The organism is Tundrisphaera lichenicola, from assembly GCF_051175385.1.
GTDB lineage: Bacteria > Planctomycetota > Planctomycetia > Isosphaerales > Isosphaeraceae > Tundrisphaera > Tundrisphaera lichenicola.
Genome location: NZ_CP195106.1, coordinates 3,654,549 through 3,672,970, shown reverse-complemented (window position 1 = coordinate 3,672,970; position 18,422 = coordinate 3,654,549). Strand labels below are relative to the sequence as shown.

The following is an 18,422-nucleotide window of genomic DNA, read 5'->3' as shown; positions in this document are numbered from 1 at the left end:
TGAGGGACATGAAGGATGAATGCGCCCGGCGGGGCATCCCTCTCCTGCTGTTCTCGTTCGTGCCGGACCCGGCCGAGCGAGAGAGCGCGGAGTTGGCTCGCTTCACCGAATCGCAGGTCAAGGCCGAGGGGATCCCTTACCTCTCGATCGATTCGTACCTGGCCGAGAATCGAGGCCGGAATTACTACGTGAGCTTCTGGGAGAAACACCCCGACGCCAAATGTCACGCGATCTTCGCGGGGATGATCGCCGACCACCTGGGCGAGGCAGTGCCAGCGCACACTAACATATTGATGCTTTGACGACTTGCATGAGGAAGTCGTTGCTCCATCCGCAGCTTCGTCGCTTCATGGCGACGCTTTGGCGGCCGGGGTGCTGTCTCAGGAGCGAGAGGCTGAATCGGTTCAGCCAGGCCATGTTCTCGCGCAAGAGCTTCTCGCGGAGGCGCGACTCGTCCTCGCGATAGGTCACGTCGAGGGTCCAGTGGCAGCCATTCTCCACGCCCCAGTGCGATCGCGCCGCGTGGGCGAACGCCCTGGCGTCCGGTTCCACCGCAAGGCTGCTGAGGAAGTATCGGACCTCGTCGGCGGACTTGCCGTCGCGGACGCTCTCGGAGATCACCACCCCGATCGACTTCAGCCCCCGCCACGCCTGGAACCCCGGCAGGCTCTTCGGCGCTTCCAGCTGGATGCACGTCCGCGACTCGTGGCGGCCGTGGCTGGTCTTCTCGGCCTGGCAGCGGCCGAACGTCTCGCCCGCGAAATCGTCATCCCAACGCCCAAGGACGTGATCGACGACCGCCTGGTGGAGCGTCCCCTGATTCCCTTTCAGGGCCAGGAGATAATCCCCCTTGGCGGCGACGATCGCCCCGGCGATCTCCCTCTGACAGCCCATGGCGTCGATCGTCACCACCGCCCCGGCGACGTCAACCAGCCTCAGCAACTCGGGGATCGCCGTGATCTCGTTGGACTTCTCGTCGCAGGCGACCTGGCCCAGCGACAGCCCGTACTCGCTGGCCCAGACGCTCACCGAATGCAACGCCCCCAGCCCCTTCTTGCGGTCGTGGCTGCGACGCAGCGTCTTGCCGTCGACCGCCAGCGTCGGCCGCTCGACGCCGGTCTCGGCCCCGGCCTCGTCGCGCAACGTCCGCACCCAGGCGGCGAAGCACGCCTGGAACGCCTCGGGCCGGACCGCCATCAGCACACGACTGAATGAGTCCTTCCTCGGGACCCCGTTGGGCAGCGGCAGGACCGACGCGAGCCACTCCTCCTTGAGGGCCGCCCACCGCGCGATCGCCGTCGACCCCGACGCCCCGGCCAGCCCCGCGATCAAGGCGATCACCACCACCGAGGCCAAGGGATGCTTCCGGTTGATCTCGGAACGTGGGTCCTCCAACTCCCGGAAATGCACCAGCACCTCGTCCAGCCCGAACCGTCGCGAATCCGCCATCGACCACCCCCATGCTCCACCCCAAGAAGCCGCATGGAAGATGGTCTACCCGAACCCAAGCCCCGGCGCAAGCCGTCAAACTCCTCCAAATCTACCCATAAGTGCGCGCCGGCCCTGCTGGGCGAGGCCGTCGACCGGGCGACCGGGCGATGAGGCGATCCCTCGTCGGATGCTTCGGGTCGAGGGGGCCCGGCCCGGGCGGTCCTTCGATGGGAGCGATTGCGTCCCGGAGGGTGAGCCTCCGGGACGCAATCGCCCGGCCCGAGCGCCCTGGGAGCGCTCGGGGGGATTCGGTACACTCGCAAGGAACACCCTCGCGAGGCACCAATTCATGCAGATTCAACGATCGATCTCGACGTCGCCCCACTCGCCGGATGACGGCCCCACCGTCCGGCCTCGGGCCGCCCTCTCCCGGGGATCGGAGGATCGCCCCGGATGCCGGTGGCACGCCGGGATCGGCCCGTTGCTCGGCCTGGCGATTCTCTGCGCGGGCTGGGGCCAATCGTCCGAGAGCCGGGCCGAGGAGCCACGCCGACCGGCCGACCCCGGCCAGTCGCGCGAGCGGACCAGCTTCCAGACTCACGCGAACTGGGACCCCCGGCTCCAGATCCGGTCGGACGTGGCGATCTGCTACGGGATCGACGCGAGCCTGCCGGATCGAATCGCCCGGTGGAAAGCCCAGGGATACATCCCGCACCTGATGACCGGAGTCTCGTGGGGGCAGTACCAGGATTATCTCTACGGGCGGTTCGACGGGGTCAACCACGTCGACGAGGCCCAGACCGATCGCCGGGGGCGAGTGATCTCCCACGGGGGCGACGTCTATTACATGTCGCCGGGCGAGAACTACGGCAAGTTCCTCGCGCAGGGGGTCAAGCGGGCGATGGACGCCGGGGCCGAGGCGATCCACCTGGAGGAGCCCGAGTTCTGGGTCCGGGGCGGGTACGGGGCCGGTTTCAAGCGGGAATGGAAGGCCTATTACGGCGAGGACTGGGTCCCTCCGCACTCGTCCCCCGAGGCCCAGTACCGGTCGTCCCGGCTCAAGTATCACCTCTATCAACGCGCGCTCAAGCAGGTCTTCGACTTCGTGAAGACCGAGAACGCCCGGACCGGCCGCCACGTCAAGTGCTACGTGCCGACCCATAGCCTGATCAATTACTCCCACTGGAAGATCGTGAGTCCCGAGTCGAGCCTGCTGGAGGTGGGGGCCGACGGGTTCATCGCGCAGGTCTGGACCGGGACGGCGCGGACGCCTAACGTCTATCAGGGCCGGTCGCGCGAGCGGACCTTCGAGACGGCGTTCCTCGAATACGGCTCGATGATGGAGGTGGTCCGGGCCAGCGGGGGCACGGTCTGGTTCCTGAATGACCCGATCGAGGACGACCCCGACCACTCGTGGGACGACTACCGGACCAACTGGGAGAGCACCCTGACCGCCTCGCTCCTCTGGCCGCAGGTCTGGCGTTACGAGGTCATGCCCTGGCCCGAGCGGATCTATCGGAGGAGCTATCCGACCGTCGACAAGACCCGGAGGAAGCCCGGCGAGCCGGTCGTGAAGGAGCCGATCCCCCCGAGCTACGCCACCGAGCTTCAGACGGTCATCACGACCCTCAACGATATGTATCAGGCCGACGTCTCCTGGGAGTCCGGGACCCGGGGCGTGGGCGTGGTCGTCTCCGACTCGATGATGTTCCAGCGGGGCGATCCGAGCCCGTCCGACGAGAACCTGGGCTCGTTCTACGGGCTGGCGATGCCCCTGGTCAAGCATGGCCTGCCCGTCGAGCCGGTCCAACTGGAGAACGCCCCGATCGCCGGCTCGCTGGCCCCTCACAAGGTCCTGCTGATGACCTACGAGGGGATGAAGCCGATGAAGCCCGAGGTCCACGACGCGCTGGCCGATTGGGTCAAGCAAGGTGGGTCCCTGGTTTTCCTCGGCGACGACTCCGACCCGTATAACAGGGTCCAAGCCTGGTGGAACGAACGGGGCCTGACCTACCAATCGCCGCGTCAGCACCTCTTCGAGAAGCTCGGCCTCCCCGGGGACGCGACCCCGGGCGAGCACAAGGTCGGCCTCGGCCGCCTCTTCTACGATCAGGCCCGACCGGCCGCCCTGACGTATCGAAAGGACGGGGCCGACCACGTCCGAGGGCTGGCCCGGAAGGCCTGCGAGGCGGCCGGGCTCCCGTACCGGGAGACGAATCACCTGGTCCTCCGCCGAGGCCCCTACGTCGTCGCGGCGGGCCTCGACGAGTCGATCGAGGCGGACCCACTCGTGCTCCACGGCCGGTTCCTCGACCTGTTCGATGCGAGTCTCCCCGTGGTGGAATCGGCGAGCCTGACGCCCGGGAGCCGCCGGCTCCTCCTCGACCTGGAACGGAAGCGTCCCGAAGGGCCGTCGGTCCTGGCTTCGGCGTGCAAGATCCTCGGCGCGGAGTCGCTGCCCGATGGTACCTTCCGATTCCACGCCGAGGGACCGGAGGGGGTGCAGGCCGTCGTCCGGATCGCCTTGCCCGACGAGCCGATGAGGGTTGAGATCGACGATCAACCGCTGGCCCCGGAAGCTCGAGAATGGCACGCCCCCTCGAAGACCCTCCTGATTCGGTTCCCGAACGCAAGCCAGGGCCATCGGGTGGTCGTCCGCTGAGAATGCCGGTCGTCGGATGAGTCGACAAGATCGAGAAGGATGGCTCCGGGCCGAAGTCCTGGGGCCTCCTCCCGGATTCGGTCAGGCAGGGTCGTTTCTCGAAAGGCTTTGTGTTTCCGGGGTAAGGTTCGCGACCCCGGCGAACCGGCCGGTCCAGGTGGGTTCGTTTCGACGAAGCAGGTGGGTTCGTTCCGGCGCCGGATGGTGGGTTCGTTCGGGAGTTCGTTCGGGCCCGGGATGATGGGTTCGTTCCGGCGCCGGATGGTGGGTTCGTTCGGGCCCGGGATGATGGGTTCGTTCGGGCCCGGCTCTCCTCGCTCTCCTTCCATGGCCCGGCCAGATGGGTTTGTTTTTCTGTCGTCTGGAACATCGTGATGCTTCCTCGGCGAACCCTCTCTACAAGCGAACGTGTCGAGACCTCATCGATCCGGGTTGGCGTTCTTCCTTGACAGGATCGTGGGATTTCGCCGGAGCTCAGCACACTTCTCGGGTCATCGTTTCGAAATTGGACGCATCGGGGTCGGCCCCGGCGGTCCGGTCGCCCGGCAGTCGACAGACCAACCCGTCCGGGCGGTCTGGACCTTGTGAATGCTTTCTTGTTTTTTAAAGAAAATTTGCTTGTGCTGGCCTGGCGTTTCGATTCATTTATGGGCAATGATCCGGCGGCAACGTGCCGTATGGATGGATAGGTGATGATCGGGGAGGTCCCGACATCCATCTCCCCGTTGATCCTTGAAGTCGAGCCCCGGACTTCGGGCCGGGTTTCACCCTGACGGATCCTGCCGAATCACTCCCGGCCCTCTCCATGGGCTGTTCGGCATCGAACGCGACTCGACCGCCGAGGGTCCTCCCCGCGGTGTGTCCCCATCCCGAACCATCCCGGATGATCGACCGTTTCCCGATCGGAGCCCTCCCATGCGCCGAACGATTCGAGCGCGGATGCTCGCTTACTTCGTCCTGATGCCCGCCTCTACCTTCTCAATCCTGTCCGGTTGCGGGGGGGAGACGGACGAGCTTCCCCGCCAGGCGCTCTCAGGGACCGTGAAGTTCAAGGGCGAACCGCTGAAGTCGGGGATGATCCAGTTCCAGCCCTCGTCCCCGGGCTCGGTCACGGCCGGCGGGGCCGGGATCGTCGACGGCGAATACTCGATCTCGAAGGCCGAGGGACTCGTCCCCGGGGCCTACAAGGTCTCGATCACGAGCGCCCCCGCCGTTGCCGGCGGGGCCGTGGGGGGCATGCCCGATGACCCCGCCCCTCCTCCCAAGGAGCCGATCCCGAAGAAGTACAACTCGGCCTCCACCCTCAATGCCGAGGTCAAGGCCGAAGGCCCCAACACGTTCGACTTCGAGCTTCAGGCCAAGTAATCGCGCCCCCTCCGCGCGACGGCGACGTTGCCGCGGGGCTCTCCCCGCGGCATCGACGCCGACCTTGATGGGCCATCCGGCCCGGTCCCGGGGATCGCCGCCGCCCTCATCTCCATCTCCCCTACTCCGAGGAAAGGAAGGATCTGCGATGTCTCGCCATCGACGGGCTTTCACCTTGATCGAGCTGCTGGTCGTCATCGCCATCATCGCCGTTTTGATCGCGCTGTTGCTGCCCGCGGTCCAGGCCGCCCGCGAGGCCGCCCGACGCATCCAGTGCGTGAACAACCTGAAGCAGATCGGGATCGCGATGCACAACTACCACGACACGGTGGGCACCTTCCCGCCCGGCCACCGATCGTCGGTCGTGGGGACCTGGCAGATGTTCGTCCTGCCGTATCTCGAAGGGACCCCCACATATAACGCTTACAACCAGGCGGGCCGCTACCTGCTGGCCAACGGCACCAAGAACCCGGACGGGTCGCTCCGCTACGGCGGGGTCTGTAACACGACGGTGACCACGACCCGGTTCAACTCGCTGACCTGCCCGAGCGATACCACCACGTCCGTCGCCGGCTCCAACATCACCGAGCACAACTATGTGGTCAACTTCGGCAACGCGGGGTTCTTCCAGGAACTCCAGACCAGCAGCAACGGGATGACCTACGCGACCCCCTACAACCTGAACGGGGCCTGGCTGGGAGCCCCGTTCTCCGACAGCGATCCCTCGAACTATCCCTCACGCCAGCGAACCTATGGGATCGCCAGCATCACCGACGGGACCAGCAATACCCTGATGGCGTCCGAGGTCATCCAGAGCAAGGACACCTCCTACCGGGGGTTCACCTGGTGGGGTGACGCTGCCTGCTTCGAAACCTGGCTGGCCCCCAATAGCCCGCTCCCCGACGTGACCCAGGGCTACTGCGTGACCCTCTTCCCACTGGTCATCGCCCCCAATCCTCCCTGCACCAACGCCACCGGGACCCAGGGGCCGACCTACGGGGCCCGGAGCCGTCATCCCGGCGGGGTGAACACCACATTCTGCGACGGAAGCGTCAAGTTCATCAAGAACACGATCAATATCAACATCTGGCGTGCCCTCAGCACGAGCATGGGTAACGAAGTCATCAGCGCAGACGCCTTCTGAGCGTAAGGGCCGGGATCGCGAACCTTCGCGATCCCGGCCCGTGATCGGGTCGTAGGAGACCTCAAGTCATTTCGGCGGCTGATTCCCCCGGAGGTACGCGAAGAGGTCGCGGATCTCCGGGTCGGTCATTTCCTTGAGCATCCCCTCGGGCATGATCGAGGTCCGCGAGGCGACCATCTCCTCGATTTCTTCGCGACGAATCGAGTTGTCTCGGCCTTGCGAGTCCCGAAGGACCACGACGTTCGGATCCTGGTCGACGAGGACCCCTTCCAGCGTCCGGCCGTCCAGGGCCGCCACCGCAAAGCTGGCGTAACCTTCGCGGATCTCGGCGGTCGGGTTCACGATGCTCAGGAGCATCGTGTCGAGGTCGTCCCGCTTGTAGGTGGTCAGGTCCGGCCCGACCTTCCCCCCCACGCCGAACAGCATGTGGCACCCCGCGCACTTCTTCGCGAAGATCGGCTCCCCCTTCCTCGGGTCGCCGGGATCGGCCCGGACCGCGACGGCCAAACGCTCGATCTCGGCCTGGAGCGCGGCCGAGGAGGTCGGGCGGACGTCACCCCAGTGCTTTCGAACCATCGCGGCCAGGGCCTCATCCCTCCGGGCTCGGAGCCTCCGGATCACCTCGGGCGGGACGGTCTGAGGGTCGAGCGTCCCGGCCTCGACCGCCTTCACCAGTCCCAGGGCCGACCTGTCCCGGCTGGCCAGCAGGGCGAAGGCTTCGAGCCTCAAGTCCTCGGTCATCGACCCCAGCGAGGCCAGGATGGCCGGGGCGATCGAGGGGTCGTCGTACCGAGCCAGGGCGGCCAGTGCCCCGGACTGGAGGGCGGGGTCGGCCGAGCGGGTCGCCAGCTTCAGCAGGGCCGGCAAGGCCCGAGGTGTCATGACCTCGCCGAAGACCTGCACGTAGCGCAGCTTCTTGCCGGGGTCGGCCTTCTGGTCCTGCAGGGTCTGGAGGGCCTCATCGATCGCGGAAGGCGTCCCCCGCCGGAGCCCCAGGAGGACCGAGCCGGCCTGAGATCGGGCCATCGCCTCGGCCAGTTCGTCGGGCATCGACGGGAGCGACCGGCCCGCCAGCGCGGCCTCGAACCCGTCCATCAGTCGTTTCACGTCGCCCGAACCGGGGGCGAGCTTCAGGAGTTCGGCACACGTCAGCAAGTCCTTGCGCGACCCGCTCGACGCGTACCGCCGCATGATCCGCTCGGCGATCGTGCCTTCGACGATCGCCCGAGACCAGATCGAGGGGTCGCGGAACATCGCCACCACGGCCTCGCGGTCGGATTCGGCCTTGGACTCGATCGCCCACCAGATCAGGAGCGGGAGGTGGGGATCGTCGGCGTCCTCGTCGTGATCGATCAGGTTCCGGACGATGGGCAAGCACTGGTCGGCCGGGAGCCGTTTGGCCGAGCAGGCAAGCTGGCTCCGGGCCTCCACGTTCGGCTCGGCCTTGGCCATCAAGGCCAGCTTCGAGGCGATCTCGGGCGAGACGTGGCCGGGGTCGGCCAGGAGCCGGACGGTCCAGAGTCGGACGTAGGGGTCGGCGTGGTCGAGCATCGCCATCGAGGCCGCATGGTCGAGCCCGCCGACGAGATTCAAGGCCCAGAGTGACTCCAGGGCGGCCTGGCCCGACTCCTCGCGGGCCATCCGGGCCAGCGTCGGCGCGACCGATTCATCCTTGCGATCGCCGATCAGTCGGAGCGCGGTCCGGCGGGTCCAGCGGTTCGGGTCGCGGAGCTTCTCGACCAGCTCGGCGGTCGAGAGCTTCGAGAGGTCGAACGGGGCGATGGGCTTCGCATCCTTCGCCCGAAGCCGATAGACCCGGCCATTGGTCCGGTCGATCCGCCCTTCCTGGTTCCGGATGTGGCTGGTCTGGCCGTCGTACCAGTCGGCCACGTAGAGCGCCCCATCGGGGCCGGGTTCGATGTCGACCGGCCGGAACCAGGGGTCGGAGGTCGTCACCGGCTGGTTGACGTCGACCGTCCGGAAGGTCGAGCCTTCGGGGATCACCTCGCTCATCACCACGTAATTGAGCAAGGGCGCGACCCCGAACAACTTCCCCCGGTATTTCTCGGGGAGCGAGCCCCCTTCGTCGATGGCGAAGGTGTGGGTGAACCGGGGGACGGTGGGGTGCTTCATCGCCGGGAAGTAGCCGAACGCGTAAGGATTCGAGAGCGGCCCGTGCTTGTCGAACCCCTTGCGCGAGTAGCTCCCCTGGACGTAGTGGAAGCCCCGGGTGTCGCCGCCGTTGTGACCCGAGAAGATCCGCCCCTTGGCGTCGATCTCGACACCGAAGGCGTTGCCTCCCCCCTCGGCGAAGATCTCGTATCGATGGGTCTCGGGATGATACCGCCAGATGAGCTGGCCCATCGAGTGGACCGCCGGCTCGGCCGATCCCGGCCGCTTCACCTTGCCCGAGACCGTGCTCCCCTGCGCGGCGTAGAGCCAGCCATCGGGGCCCCATCGGAGGCTGTTCACGACCGAATGCGTATCTTCCAGGCCGAACCCTTCCAGGAGGACCTCGGGGTCGCCGTCGGGGACGTCGTCGTTATCCTTGTCGGGGTAATAGAGGAGATAAGGAGGGTTCAGGACGAACACGCCCCCTCGACCCCGTGCGAACGCGGTGGCAATGTTCAGGCCGTCGACGAAGATCTTGTGCTTCTCGAACTTGCCGTCGCCGTCGGCATCCTCGTGGATCGAGATGCGGTCGCGCCCCCGGACGTGGTTGGGTGGAGCGGGCGGGACCTTGTCGAAGACGACCCGCCAGACCCCGTCGCGGCTGAGGACCTTCAGGCCCGCCACCTCGGGATATTGCCGATACTCGACCACCCAAAGTCGCCCACGTTCGTCGAAGCCGACCGAGACCGGCTGTGCGATCTCGGGCTCGGAGAGCAGGAGGTCGATCGCCAGGTCGTCGGGGACCTTGAACTTCGAGGCCGACTCCGCCGGAGCCAGAGGCCCGGTCTCGGCAGGGAGTTCCCCCTTGGATCGGTCCTGCGCCTCGACCCCGGCCGCGAGCAGGAGCGCGATCGCGAGCCCCGGGCCTGACCATCGGACTCGCCGGAACGGCCTGGAATGCATCGCTCCCCCCTCCTCCAACAAAGTTCCATCAGGGCGTCGGCTGCATCGTAGTGCACTCGAAAGCCCGGAGCAACCACCGACGCGATCGCCCTCGTTGACAACCGGGCCGATCGTCCGATAAAAGGGCGAGGGGCACCCCGAAGCAATTCAGAGGAATCCTGGCCATGCGAATCCCGACCCTAGCCGTCCTTTCGCTGATGATCCTCCCGGCGCTCGCCGACGAGCCCCGATCGAAGACCTGGACCTTCGACTCGGATTCGACCGGCACCGTGGCCCGGGGCTTCACCGTGGACTCGGGCGAGTGGAAGGTGACCCCGTCCGAGGGCGGAAACGCCTTCGCCCAGCGGGCCGAGAGCCCGGACGATGAGTTCAACGTCGTCCTGGCCGACTCCCCGACCGCCCGCGATGTGGACCTCTCCGTCCGCCTGAGCGCGTTCGCCGGTCTCGATGATCGAGGGGGGGGCGTGGTCTGGCGGGCCAAGGACGCGAAGAACTATTACGTGGCCCGCTACAACCACCTCGAGGACAACTTCCGGGTCTACAAGGTGGTCGACGGCAAGCGCTCGCCCGAATTGCAGAACGCCGACATCAAGCACCACGACGGCTGGACGAAACTTCGGGTGACGATGAAGGGGGACCGGATCGAGTGCTACCTCGACGGCAAGAAGTACCTGGAAGTCCGGGACGACACCTTCCCCGGCGCCGGCAAGGTCGGCCTTTGGTCCAAGGCCGACGCCCGAACCCTCTTCGATGATCTGACCCTGACGGGGCTCTGAGGGAGAGCCCGCCTGACACGATCAATTCCACGAGCTTCCCGATGGCGTCGACATTGGACTTCCACACCGGTTGGGAAGTCCAGTGTTCGATCGGGAGCACGACTCCGTCAAGTTCAGCGAGATGTGTGAACGGATATAATTGATGTCGGAGGCGATTCTATTTCAATACCAACCAATACAACAACGCATTATTAAATGTTCATTCTTGAATAAAAAGAAAGCGGCCCAGTCACGGGCGATGGTCAATCCCGGATTGTAGGCCGGCAATAGGTGGTGACCCGACGGATGGCCGCCTCGAGCTTGGCCCAGGTCACGGGCTTGGTCAGGTGCTCGGTGAATCCCGCCGCGAGGCTGGCCTGGGCGTCGTCTTCCGACCCGTAACCGCTGAAGGCGATGGACGGGATCCCTCTCCAACGAGACTGCCGGATCAGTTCCAGGCCGGAGCCGTCGGGCAGCTCGATATCGCTGAGGATCAGGTCGAAATCCCGGCTCGACGCGGCCTGGAGCGCTTCGGTCAAGCGTTGGGCCGTGGTCAGTTCGTGGCCTCGTGACTCGAGGACGATCCTCAGGTAGTTCAGCGTATCCTTGTTGTCCTCGACCAGGAGGATTCGAAGCGTCCTGGCGATCGGCAGGACCGGAGGCTCGGCCGATCCGGTCGGAACCCTGGCGGCTGGCGTGGGCCGAGCGATCGTGCGGAGCTCCAGGACGAAGGTGCTTCCTTGCCCCAGGCCCGGGCTTTCGGCGGTCAGTCGGCCTCCGTGGGCCTCGGCCAGCGACCGACCGATGGCCAGCCCGAGCCCGAGACCGGTCCGCTGCCTGGAAACAACCTCGCCTTGCTCGAAGGCCTCGAAGATCCTCTCGAGCGACGCGGCCCCGATCCCCGCTCCGGTGTCGGTCACCTCGATCGCCAGGCTTGGCCGGGAGTCGGGATCGGGCGGGGCGAGGTTCCGTGACCTGATGGCGATCGATCCGCCCTCGGGTGTGAATTTCACCGCGTTCTTGAGCAGATTCCAGAGGATCTGCTGGAGTCGTGACGGATCGGCCTCGACGTGGTGATCGAGGGCAGTCAATTCCGTCGTCAGCGCGATCCGCCCGTCCTCGATATCGCCGAGGCAGATTTCTATGGCCTGTCGGGTGACCTCGTGAGCATCCAAGGGGACCGGATCGAGCCGGAAAGTCCCTCGACCGATCCGGGTGACGTCCAGCAGGTCGTCGATCAGGCGAGCTTCCAGCTCGATGTTCCGGAGGATCATGGCCAGTGTCGGCCGGAGTTCCGGGACCTGGTCGTCGTCGAGCATGGCCGAGACCGCGGCCAGGACAGGCGTCAGGGGAGTCCTGAGTTCGTGGCTGAGGATGGCCAGGAACTTGTCCTTGGCCCGGATGCTCGCCTCGGCCACGGCCCTGGCCGCCTCGGCGCCGACCCGACGGACTCGCTCCTGTTCGGCGAGCTTCCGCTCGGTGATCTCGCGGAGGACCAGGACCCATCCGGCCATACGACCCTCGGGGACGAGCCTGGAGATCCGGAGGTCGAAGACCTTCACGACGGCCGGGTCGGGGCCTTCGATCTCGACCGACCGCTCGGCCAGGTGTTCCGTCTGCTCCGCCAGGCCCGGCCAGGGGCGGAAGACCGTCCTGGCCCGCTCGGCGAAGTACTCCTTGTCGGGGAGATCGAGCAAGTCACGAGCCGCCCGGTTCAGGTCTCCGATCAGGCCGGTCGGGTCGAGCACGATGACCGGGTCGAGCATCCCCTGGATCACGACGTCTCGCGCCACCGGGACCAGATCCAGGAGCCGGAACCGAAGCAAGGCCGGGACGAGCAGCAGTCCGGACACGCTGAAGATCATCGAAGTCAAGTCGAGACGCGGGAAGGGGCTGACCCCCGCCAGGTCGGCCGCGTTGGCGACCCACGGCAGCGAGATGCCGAGCAGGAGCAGGGTCGCCTGGCCTCGGTAAAGCCCGGCGGATCGGCTGGCGACGCGGATGAGCAGGAACGTCACCACGACCAGCCAGAAATAAAGGTAGGCCGCGTGCGCCCAGAACCAGGGCCCTCGCACCTCAAGCCCGGTGACCGCCCCGTGATATTCAATCAGTCGGATCGAGCGATAATAGAGATGATGCCAGGGGTTGGTCCACGCGATGACGAGCGTCGCAAGCGGGAAGACTAGCAAGTAAAAGACGTTGCGTCGACTAATGAGGTGGTCGAGCTGCGCGAATCGGAGCATGAAGATCAGGAGACCCGGGATCGTGATCGTGACCCCGATATTCATCAGGTCCAGGCAGAGGATCTTCGTCGGGAGGTCCGAGAAGCTCAGTTCCAACCCCGACCCTAGCGACCAGGCCGTCTGGCCGAGCATCATCCAGGCGAACGCCGTCGACGTGGGGACTCGTCCTCGACGCCATGCGAAGATGGACAGGAGGGCCGAAACCCCCGAGGCGACGAAGAAGTAGCGTGCGTCGGGATGGTGCTGCCAGCTGAGCATGGACACCGTCCGCTCGACTGAGTAAGCCGGATCGACCTGGAAACTCCTACTATACAGCGAACTTCCGGAAAAACTATGCCGATGGCGATTCCCATGGAGGGCCATCCCCCATAGCCGGCCCGACCCGCCATCATCCTGGGCCTCGGAGCGACATAGAAACAGACGAAATCACTTTATTTCAGTTGATATCCAAACAACAAACCAGTCAAAGAAGTCGGACCCAGAAATCCGAATAACTCAGGAATATTTGAAAACACGACTACCTCTCGCGCTTTCTTGCCCTCTCCGCGATGCTCTCCAGCCCGACGAGAGCGGCTCGATCGCCGGCCCGACGGGCGAGGTCGCAGATCAGTTCGATTGCTCGAAATTCCGGATCGGTCACGTAGAGACAGGACGGGTGCCCCAGGAAATCGTAGACCGCCCGATGCTCGATCGCCCACTCGACCCCCAGCCGGACGGCCTTGAGAAACCATTCGAGCTGCCAGCGGCCGGTCCGGAAGGCCCCGATGTCGCTGATCGGGCTCATCGGGATCTCGACCAGTCCATCGGGATAGACGAAGGGTTGGGCCTGGGCCTGGGCCCGGAGGATGCTGTCGAAGACCGCAGGCTCGGGCTCCTCCAGGGGACGGGGAGCCTCGTGCGGCGGGTAGAGGCTGCTGACCCAACCGAAGCCCTGCTCGCGCAACATCGCCCGGACATCAGGCCGGTCGCGCAGTCCGTCGTGGAATCCGCCGGGAGTCCGAAAGCCGGCCGGCTCGCAATTCAGACGCGATTTCATCGCCGACGTGGCCAGCCGAACATTATCGCGAATCACCTCGGCCGGGGTCCGGCCCTCGATGAGCCAGGGAGCCCGCCGGAAGCGGAACTGGATGTCTTCCGCCCGAGTGGCCAGCACATTGGCATGGTCGTACGTGTGATTACCGACGGGGTGGCCCGCCCTGACGATCCCCTCCAACCAGCTCACGTCCTCCTGTTCGAGGACGCGGCCGACCGCGAAGCAGTGCAGGACCCCGCCCGCCGCCTTCACCCGTCGACAGGCCTCGACGGCGTACGACTTCGCCCTGTCGTCGAGGTTGCCTTTTTCGAAATCCCAGTGCGTGTCGGATCGGTCGGGGAAGTTCCGGCTCATCTCCAGGTCGAGAGTGATCGCGATGAGCGCCTGGTCTCCCTCCCCCGCCTTCGCCCGGGGGGCGATGCTCACCCCGGCGACACCGGCCGCCGTGGCCGCGAGGAATTCTCGACGGGTCGAGTGATCGGTCCGGTCCATCTGTGCCTCCGGCGTCATCGGCTCGGGGATATCTTCGGGGTATATCGGACCCAGGAAACCTGCGTGATCAGCTGGTCGAGGGCGGCGAACGAGATGGCGGCGTTCGTGGCGAATCGCGGCGAGTCGTTGCTCGGGAACGTCGCCAGGCTGGCGTCGCCGACGAGAAAGACGTTGAAATCCTTCGAGAGGTTTTCGTAACCGGCCGTCGTGCGCCGGTAGCACATGTCGGCGGCATAGCCGGTCAGGAGGACGTGGCGGATCCCGGCCTTTCGGAGGAATTCGCGGAGTGCGGGATAGCCCTCCTCATCGAAGATCACCACGTCGTCGGGGTCGGCATCGATATCCCTGGTGATCGGGATCGGGACCGCCCAGAAATCGGGCCCGTTGTAACGCGGGCCGGCGTCCAGCCCGGGGAACTGGCGAAAGTAGTCGACGACCGGCCGGTCGGGCGAGAGGGTCAGTTGCTCGGGCAGGGGGCTGCCTCGGTAAGAGAGGCTCGCCAGCTTCGCCGCGAGTTCCCGCTTGCCCTGCTCCCGTTCTTCCTCGGTCGGATTGCGATCGAACGAGCGATAAGCCTGCTTGCGGATCGAGTCCCCGGGCCCGGGCAGGCTGTACATGACAAAGCCCACCTTGCCTCGGAGCGACTTGAGGAAGGGGTTGATGACCTCGCGCGTATGACGAGCGGCCAGGTGGTTCTTGGTCGGCGTGCAGAAGTCGCAAACCCCGCTGGGCTCGGGCGTCTTCCAGCCCTGGCCGTCGTCGATCCCCCAGGGATGGACCATGATCAGGGCCGTCTCGGCGGCCCGGAGGCGGTTGGGCATCTCGATGATGCCTCGGGCGTTGTAGGAGAAACGCCAGGCCCGGACTTCCAGGTCGGCATTATCGTCGTCGACCAGCCTCGGCGCCTCGAAGCGGGCCACCTCGCGGACGGGCTCGACGAACTCGGGATGATCGGCCAGGAGCGGCTTCGGGTCGCGGATGGGGGTGAGGCGATTCTCGTAGACCCTCGGCTTCGACACCTGGGCCTCGGCCCCCGGGACGAAGGCCAGTGCAGCAAACGCGACGCCATACCAATCCGGCTTCCTCATGTGACATCTCCTCGATTCCAGGGACGGAGGTTCGGGCCGCTCAGTCCCCCGGCTTGCCCTGGAGGTAGCGGAAGAGGTCGCGGATCTCCTGCGAGTCGAGCGGCTTGAGCAAGTCTTCCGGCATGATCGACGTCGGCAGTTCTCGGACTTCCTCGATGTCGTCCAGCGGCAGCCTCGTCCGCTTGCCCTGGGCGTCGACCAGCGTCAGGCTGGCATCATCGCGGGCGGCGAGGACCCCCGAGACGACTCGACCATCCCTCAGGGCCGCGGCGTACTGGAGATATGTGGCCCGGATCACCGCGCCGGGGTCCACGATGTTCGCCAGCAGAGCCGTGGTATCCTCGCGTGCGACGCCGGTCAGGTCCGGGCCGACCTCGCCCCCTTTCCCGAACAGCTTGTGGCAGGCCGCGCATCGCCGGCCGAACGAGGCCTCTCCTCGGGCCCGATCGCCGAGCCCGTCGCGCAGGTCATTGCTCAGGCGGCGCATCTCGGCCAGTTTCTCCTCCGGTGTGCCGGCCCGGACGGCCCCCCAGTGCTTGCGGACCAGGGCATCGAGCCCGGGGTCGCCGTGCAGCGCCACGCGGCGGAGTTGCTCAACCGGGATATCCTCCGCCGCGATCTCCCCCCGGTCCACACGATCGAGCAAGGAGCGGGCGGACCCCGGCCGAGACAACAGGACCTCGCGGATTTTGGTTCGCAGGGCCTCCGTCCGGTTCGGGTAGCACTCCAGGAGCCTCGCCGCGGAGCGGTCGTCGCCGTGTCGGGCCAACACCTCGAGCGCCTCGATCTGGACGTCGGGAGGGTTGTTTCCCTCCAGGATTGCGAGGGCCACCGGCGCGGCCCGGGAATCCCCCAGATCGGCCAGCAGGCCCAGCAGTTCGCGACGTCGCGCCGGAGGGGTAGCCGGGGTGGCAGCACCTTCGAGTACCGAGGCCCGAGCCCCGGCCACCTCGGCTCGGATCGCCAGGCGCAACCGGAGCAAGTCGGCCGGGTCGTCCCTCCAGGCGACCTCGATGGCGCGAGCCAGCGATTCCGCTATCGGCTCGAACCGTCGAGCGAGGGCCGGCTTCTCCTTCTCCGGGACCGCGACCGGGCCGAACAGCCCGGCCATCCCCATCCCTCCGGTCGAGACGGATCGCTCGGCCAGGCCCCGATCGAGCGCTGCCAGGGCCTCGGGCCGGAGTCCCTCCGGCACGCTTTGCAGGAGCCGTTCGGAGGCATCATACCCGGCCCGCGTCCCCTCCGCGGCATATCGCCGGACCAGCCGGAGGGCATTCTCCCGTCGGCCCGGATCGTCCCAAGCCTTGGGATGGGTGAAGAAGGAAAGGAGACGATCCGCGTCGGTCAGGGCGCGGGCCTCCAGGGCCCACCAGAGCATGAGCGGAAGGTACGGATCGTCGCGATCGAGGCCGCGAAGCAGCAGGGCTTCGACGATCGGCAAGCCCTCGGCCCCGGGAAGGCGGCGCGATGTGGCGGCGAGCTGACAGCGGACCACCACGCTCGGGTCGGACCTGGCCATCTCGGCGAAGCGGCCCGCGAGCCTCGGCGCGACCTCCGGTGCATCGCCCAGGAGCCGGATCGTCCAGGCCCGGACGTACTCCGAGGGATGTTGAAGCAGATCGGCCGCGAGCGAGTCGTCGAGACCTCCCCCGACGTACGAGCCCCAGAGCCCTTGCAAGGCGAGGCGAGGGTCGGCAACCTGGCGGGCCATCGCGGCGAGGGCGGGACGGGTGTCCGGATCGCGCCGGGTGGCCAGTTGGTCACGCGCCCGATCGGCGAGCCAGCCGTTCGGATGCCGGAGCAGTTCGACGAGCCCGGGGCCGCTCTCGCGGGCCAGGTCGAGACCTCGGGTCGGCTTCGAGCCCGGAGGGGCGATCCGGTAGATCCGCCCGTTGCTCCGATCCCAGTTCGCGTCGGGATCGGGGTGGGCGGTCCGTCGGTCGTGGAAGTCGCAGACATAGACCGCGCCATCGGGCCCCTGGGCCAGATCGGGGGCGCAGAACCAACTGTCCCGCGCGTCGAGCAGCCGACCCCCGTAGGTGGCCGAGAACGTCGAGCCTCGACTCGACAAACGCCACCACGACGCCGAATGTTGCAGGAAGTCGCAACAGAGGAACGCCCCTCGGAAGCGGTCGGGCAGGGAATCGCCCCGGTAAATGGTCCCGCCGGGACGAGGGCCGGCCACCTCTCCGTCGAACGTCAGGTGCTCGAAGAAGCCGTAGGTGTGCGGGTTATGGAGCGGCCCATGCTTGCCGAAGTTCTTCCGGTAGTAGGCCCCCTGCACGGCGTGATAGGCGAGATCATTGCCGTTGGAAGAGAAGAAGAGATTCCCATCGGCGTCGAAGGTCAGGCCGAACAGGTTCCCGCCCCCCTCGCAGAACAGTTCGAACCGCTTCGAGCGGGGTTCGAAGCGCCAGACGGCCTGCTGGAATTCGAGGCCACTGATCCGGTTACTGACGGTACTGCCGGTGACCCCGTAGAGCCACCCGTCCGGCCCCCAGGTGAGGTGGTTGACCAGCGACTGGGCGTCCTCCATGCCGAAGCCGGAAAGCAATACCTCCGGGTCGCCGTCGGGCGAGTCGTCACGGTCGCGGTCCGGGTAGAACAGGAGATAGGGCACCTGGAGGACGTAGACGCCGCCGTGGCCGAAGGCCAGCCCGGTGCACAGATTCAGGCCGGTCGCGAAATCCTTGAAGCGGTCGGCCCGGCCGTCTCCATCGGTATCCTCGCAGATGGTGATCCGGTCGTCGCCACGAGGCCCCTTCGGCGGCGGGTCGGGTACCCGGTCGTAAACGGTCCGGGAGTAGCGATCCACCTTGATCCGCTCGAGCCCGGCGGGGTTGGGATACTGGAGATACTGGATGCACCAGAGCCGACCCCGATCGTCGAATTTCGCCAGGATCGGCTGGCGGACGTCGGGCTCGGCCGCGTAGAGGCTCACGGACAGACCGTCGGCCATCGCCATCCGAGACGGGGCGGCGTCGGGGGCAAAGCCCTGCGGCCGGGCCTGAGCGGCGAGCCCGAGGATCAGGGCGAGTGGCAGAGCGAAAGTCGCCAGTGGACCGAGCCGGTTCCGAATGCGTGGGCCGTCGGGCATTGCGGATGTCCTCGCTTTCCGGGCGAATCTCGGACGC

11 protein-coding genes are annotated in these 18,422 nt (G+C 66.6%); 5 read left to right on the top strand and 6 right to left on the bottom strand.

What is annotated here, in order from left to right; all coding sequences use genetic code 11:
• Nucleotides 1–8: 8 nt before the first annotated feature.
• Nucleotides 9–302: a hypothetical protein gene (locus P12x_RS14610; protein ID WP_435011606.1), complete on the top strand. Its 294-nt coding sequence runs from the start codon at nucleotides 9–11 to the stop codon at nucleotides 300–302.
• Here the strand turns inward: P12x_RS14610 and P12x_RS14605 are convergent.
• On the bottom strand, nucleotides 283–1,449 hold the full coding sequence (locus tag P12x_RS14605; RefSeq protein WP_435011605.1) for an ISAs1 family transposase: 1,167 nt from the start codon (nucleotides 1,447–1,449) through the stop codon (nucleotides 283–285). The two genes, P12x_RS14610 and P12x_RS14605, sit on opposite strands and share 20 nt — an antisense overlap.
• A 331-nt stretch (nucleotides 1,450–1,780) precedes the next feature.
• Between P12x_RS14605 and P12x_RS14600 the strand changes: the two genes are divergently transcribed.
• The 3 genes from P12x_RS14600 (at nucleotide 1,781) to P12x_RS14590 (ending at nucleotide 6,602) form a co-directional block, all read left to right on the top strand.
• Entirely contained in the window at nucleotides 1,781–4,093 is a 2,313-nt protein-coding gene (locus P12x_RS14600) for a hypothetical protein (protein ID WP_435011604.1), read from the top strand.
• A 915-nt stretch (nucleotides 4,094–5,008) separates the two neighbouring features.
• Nucleotides 5,009–5,458, top strand: a complete 450-nt coding sequence (locus tag P12x_RS14595) for a hypothetical protein (protein ID WP_435011603.1) — start codon at nucleotides 5,009–5,011, stop codon at nucleotides 5,456–5,458.
• A gap of 148 nt (nucleotides 5,459–5,606) precedes the next feature.
• Nucleotides 5,607–6,602 (top strand): DUF1559 domain-containing protein, encoded by a 996-nt coding sequence (locus P12x_RS14590; RefSeq protein WP_435011602.1) that lies wholly within the window; start codon nucleotides 5,607–5,609, stop codon nucleotides 6,600–6,602.
• Between the two features lie 66 nt (nucleotides 6,603–6,668).
• Here P12x_RS14590 and P12x_RS14585 read toward each other — a convergent pair whose 3' ends face one another.
• Nucleotides 6,669–9,677, bottom strand: a complete 3,009-nt coding sequence (locus P12x_RS14585; protein WP_435011601.1) for a PVC-type heme-binding CxxCH protein — start codon at nucleotides 9,675–9,677, stop codon at nucleotides 6,669–6,671.
• 164 nt (nucleotides 9,678–9,841) lie between these two features.
• On the opposite strand from P12x_RS14585, the gene P12x_RS14580 reads away from it, so the two are divergent.
• Nucleotides 9,842–10,453 (top strand): hypothetical protein, encoded by a 612-nt coding sequence (locus P12x_RS14580; RefSeq protein WP_435011600.1) that lies wholly within the window; start codon nucleotides 9,842–9,844, stop codon nucleotides 10,451–10,453.
• A gap of 242 nt (nucleotides 10,454–10,695) precedes the next feature.
• Here P12x_RS14580 and P12x_RS14575 read toward each other — a convergent pair whose 3' ends face one another.
• From P12x_RS14575 to P12x_RS14560, 4 genes are all read right to left on the bottom strand, one after another.
• Nucleotides 10,696–12,933, bottom strand: coding sequence for a histidine kinase N-terminal 7TM domain-containing protein (locus tag P12x_RS14575; RefSeq protein WP_435011599.1), 2,238 nt, complete (start codon nucleotides 12,931–12,933; stop codon nucleotides 10,696–10,698).
• A gap of 259 nt (nucleotides 12,934–13,192) precedes the next feature.
• A complete protein-coding gene (locus tag P12x_RS14570; RefSeq protein WP_435011598.1) occupies nucleotides 13,193–14,200 on the bottom strand; it encodes a polysaccharide deacetylase family protein in 1,008 nt (335 codons plus the stop codon).
• A gap of 14 nt (nucleotides 14,201–14,214) precedes the next feature.
• A complete protein-coding gene (locus tag P12x_RS14565; RefSeq protein ID WP_435011597.1) occupies nucleotides 14,215–15,288 on the bottom strand; it encodes an isochorismatase family protein in 1,074 nt (357 codons plus the stop codon).
• Nucleotides 15,289–15,328: 40 nt separating this feature from the next.
• A complete protein-coding gene (locus P12x_RS14560) occupies nucleotides 15,329–18,385 on the bottom strand; it encodes a PVC-type heme-binding CxxCH protein (protein ID WP_435011596.1) in 3,057 nt (1,018 codons plus the stop codon).
• Between the last annotated feature and the right edge of the window lie 37 nt (nucleotides 18,386–18,422).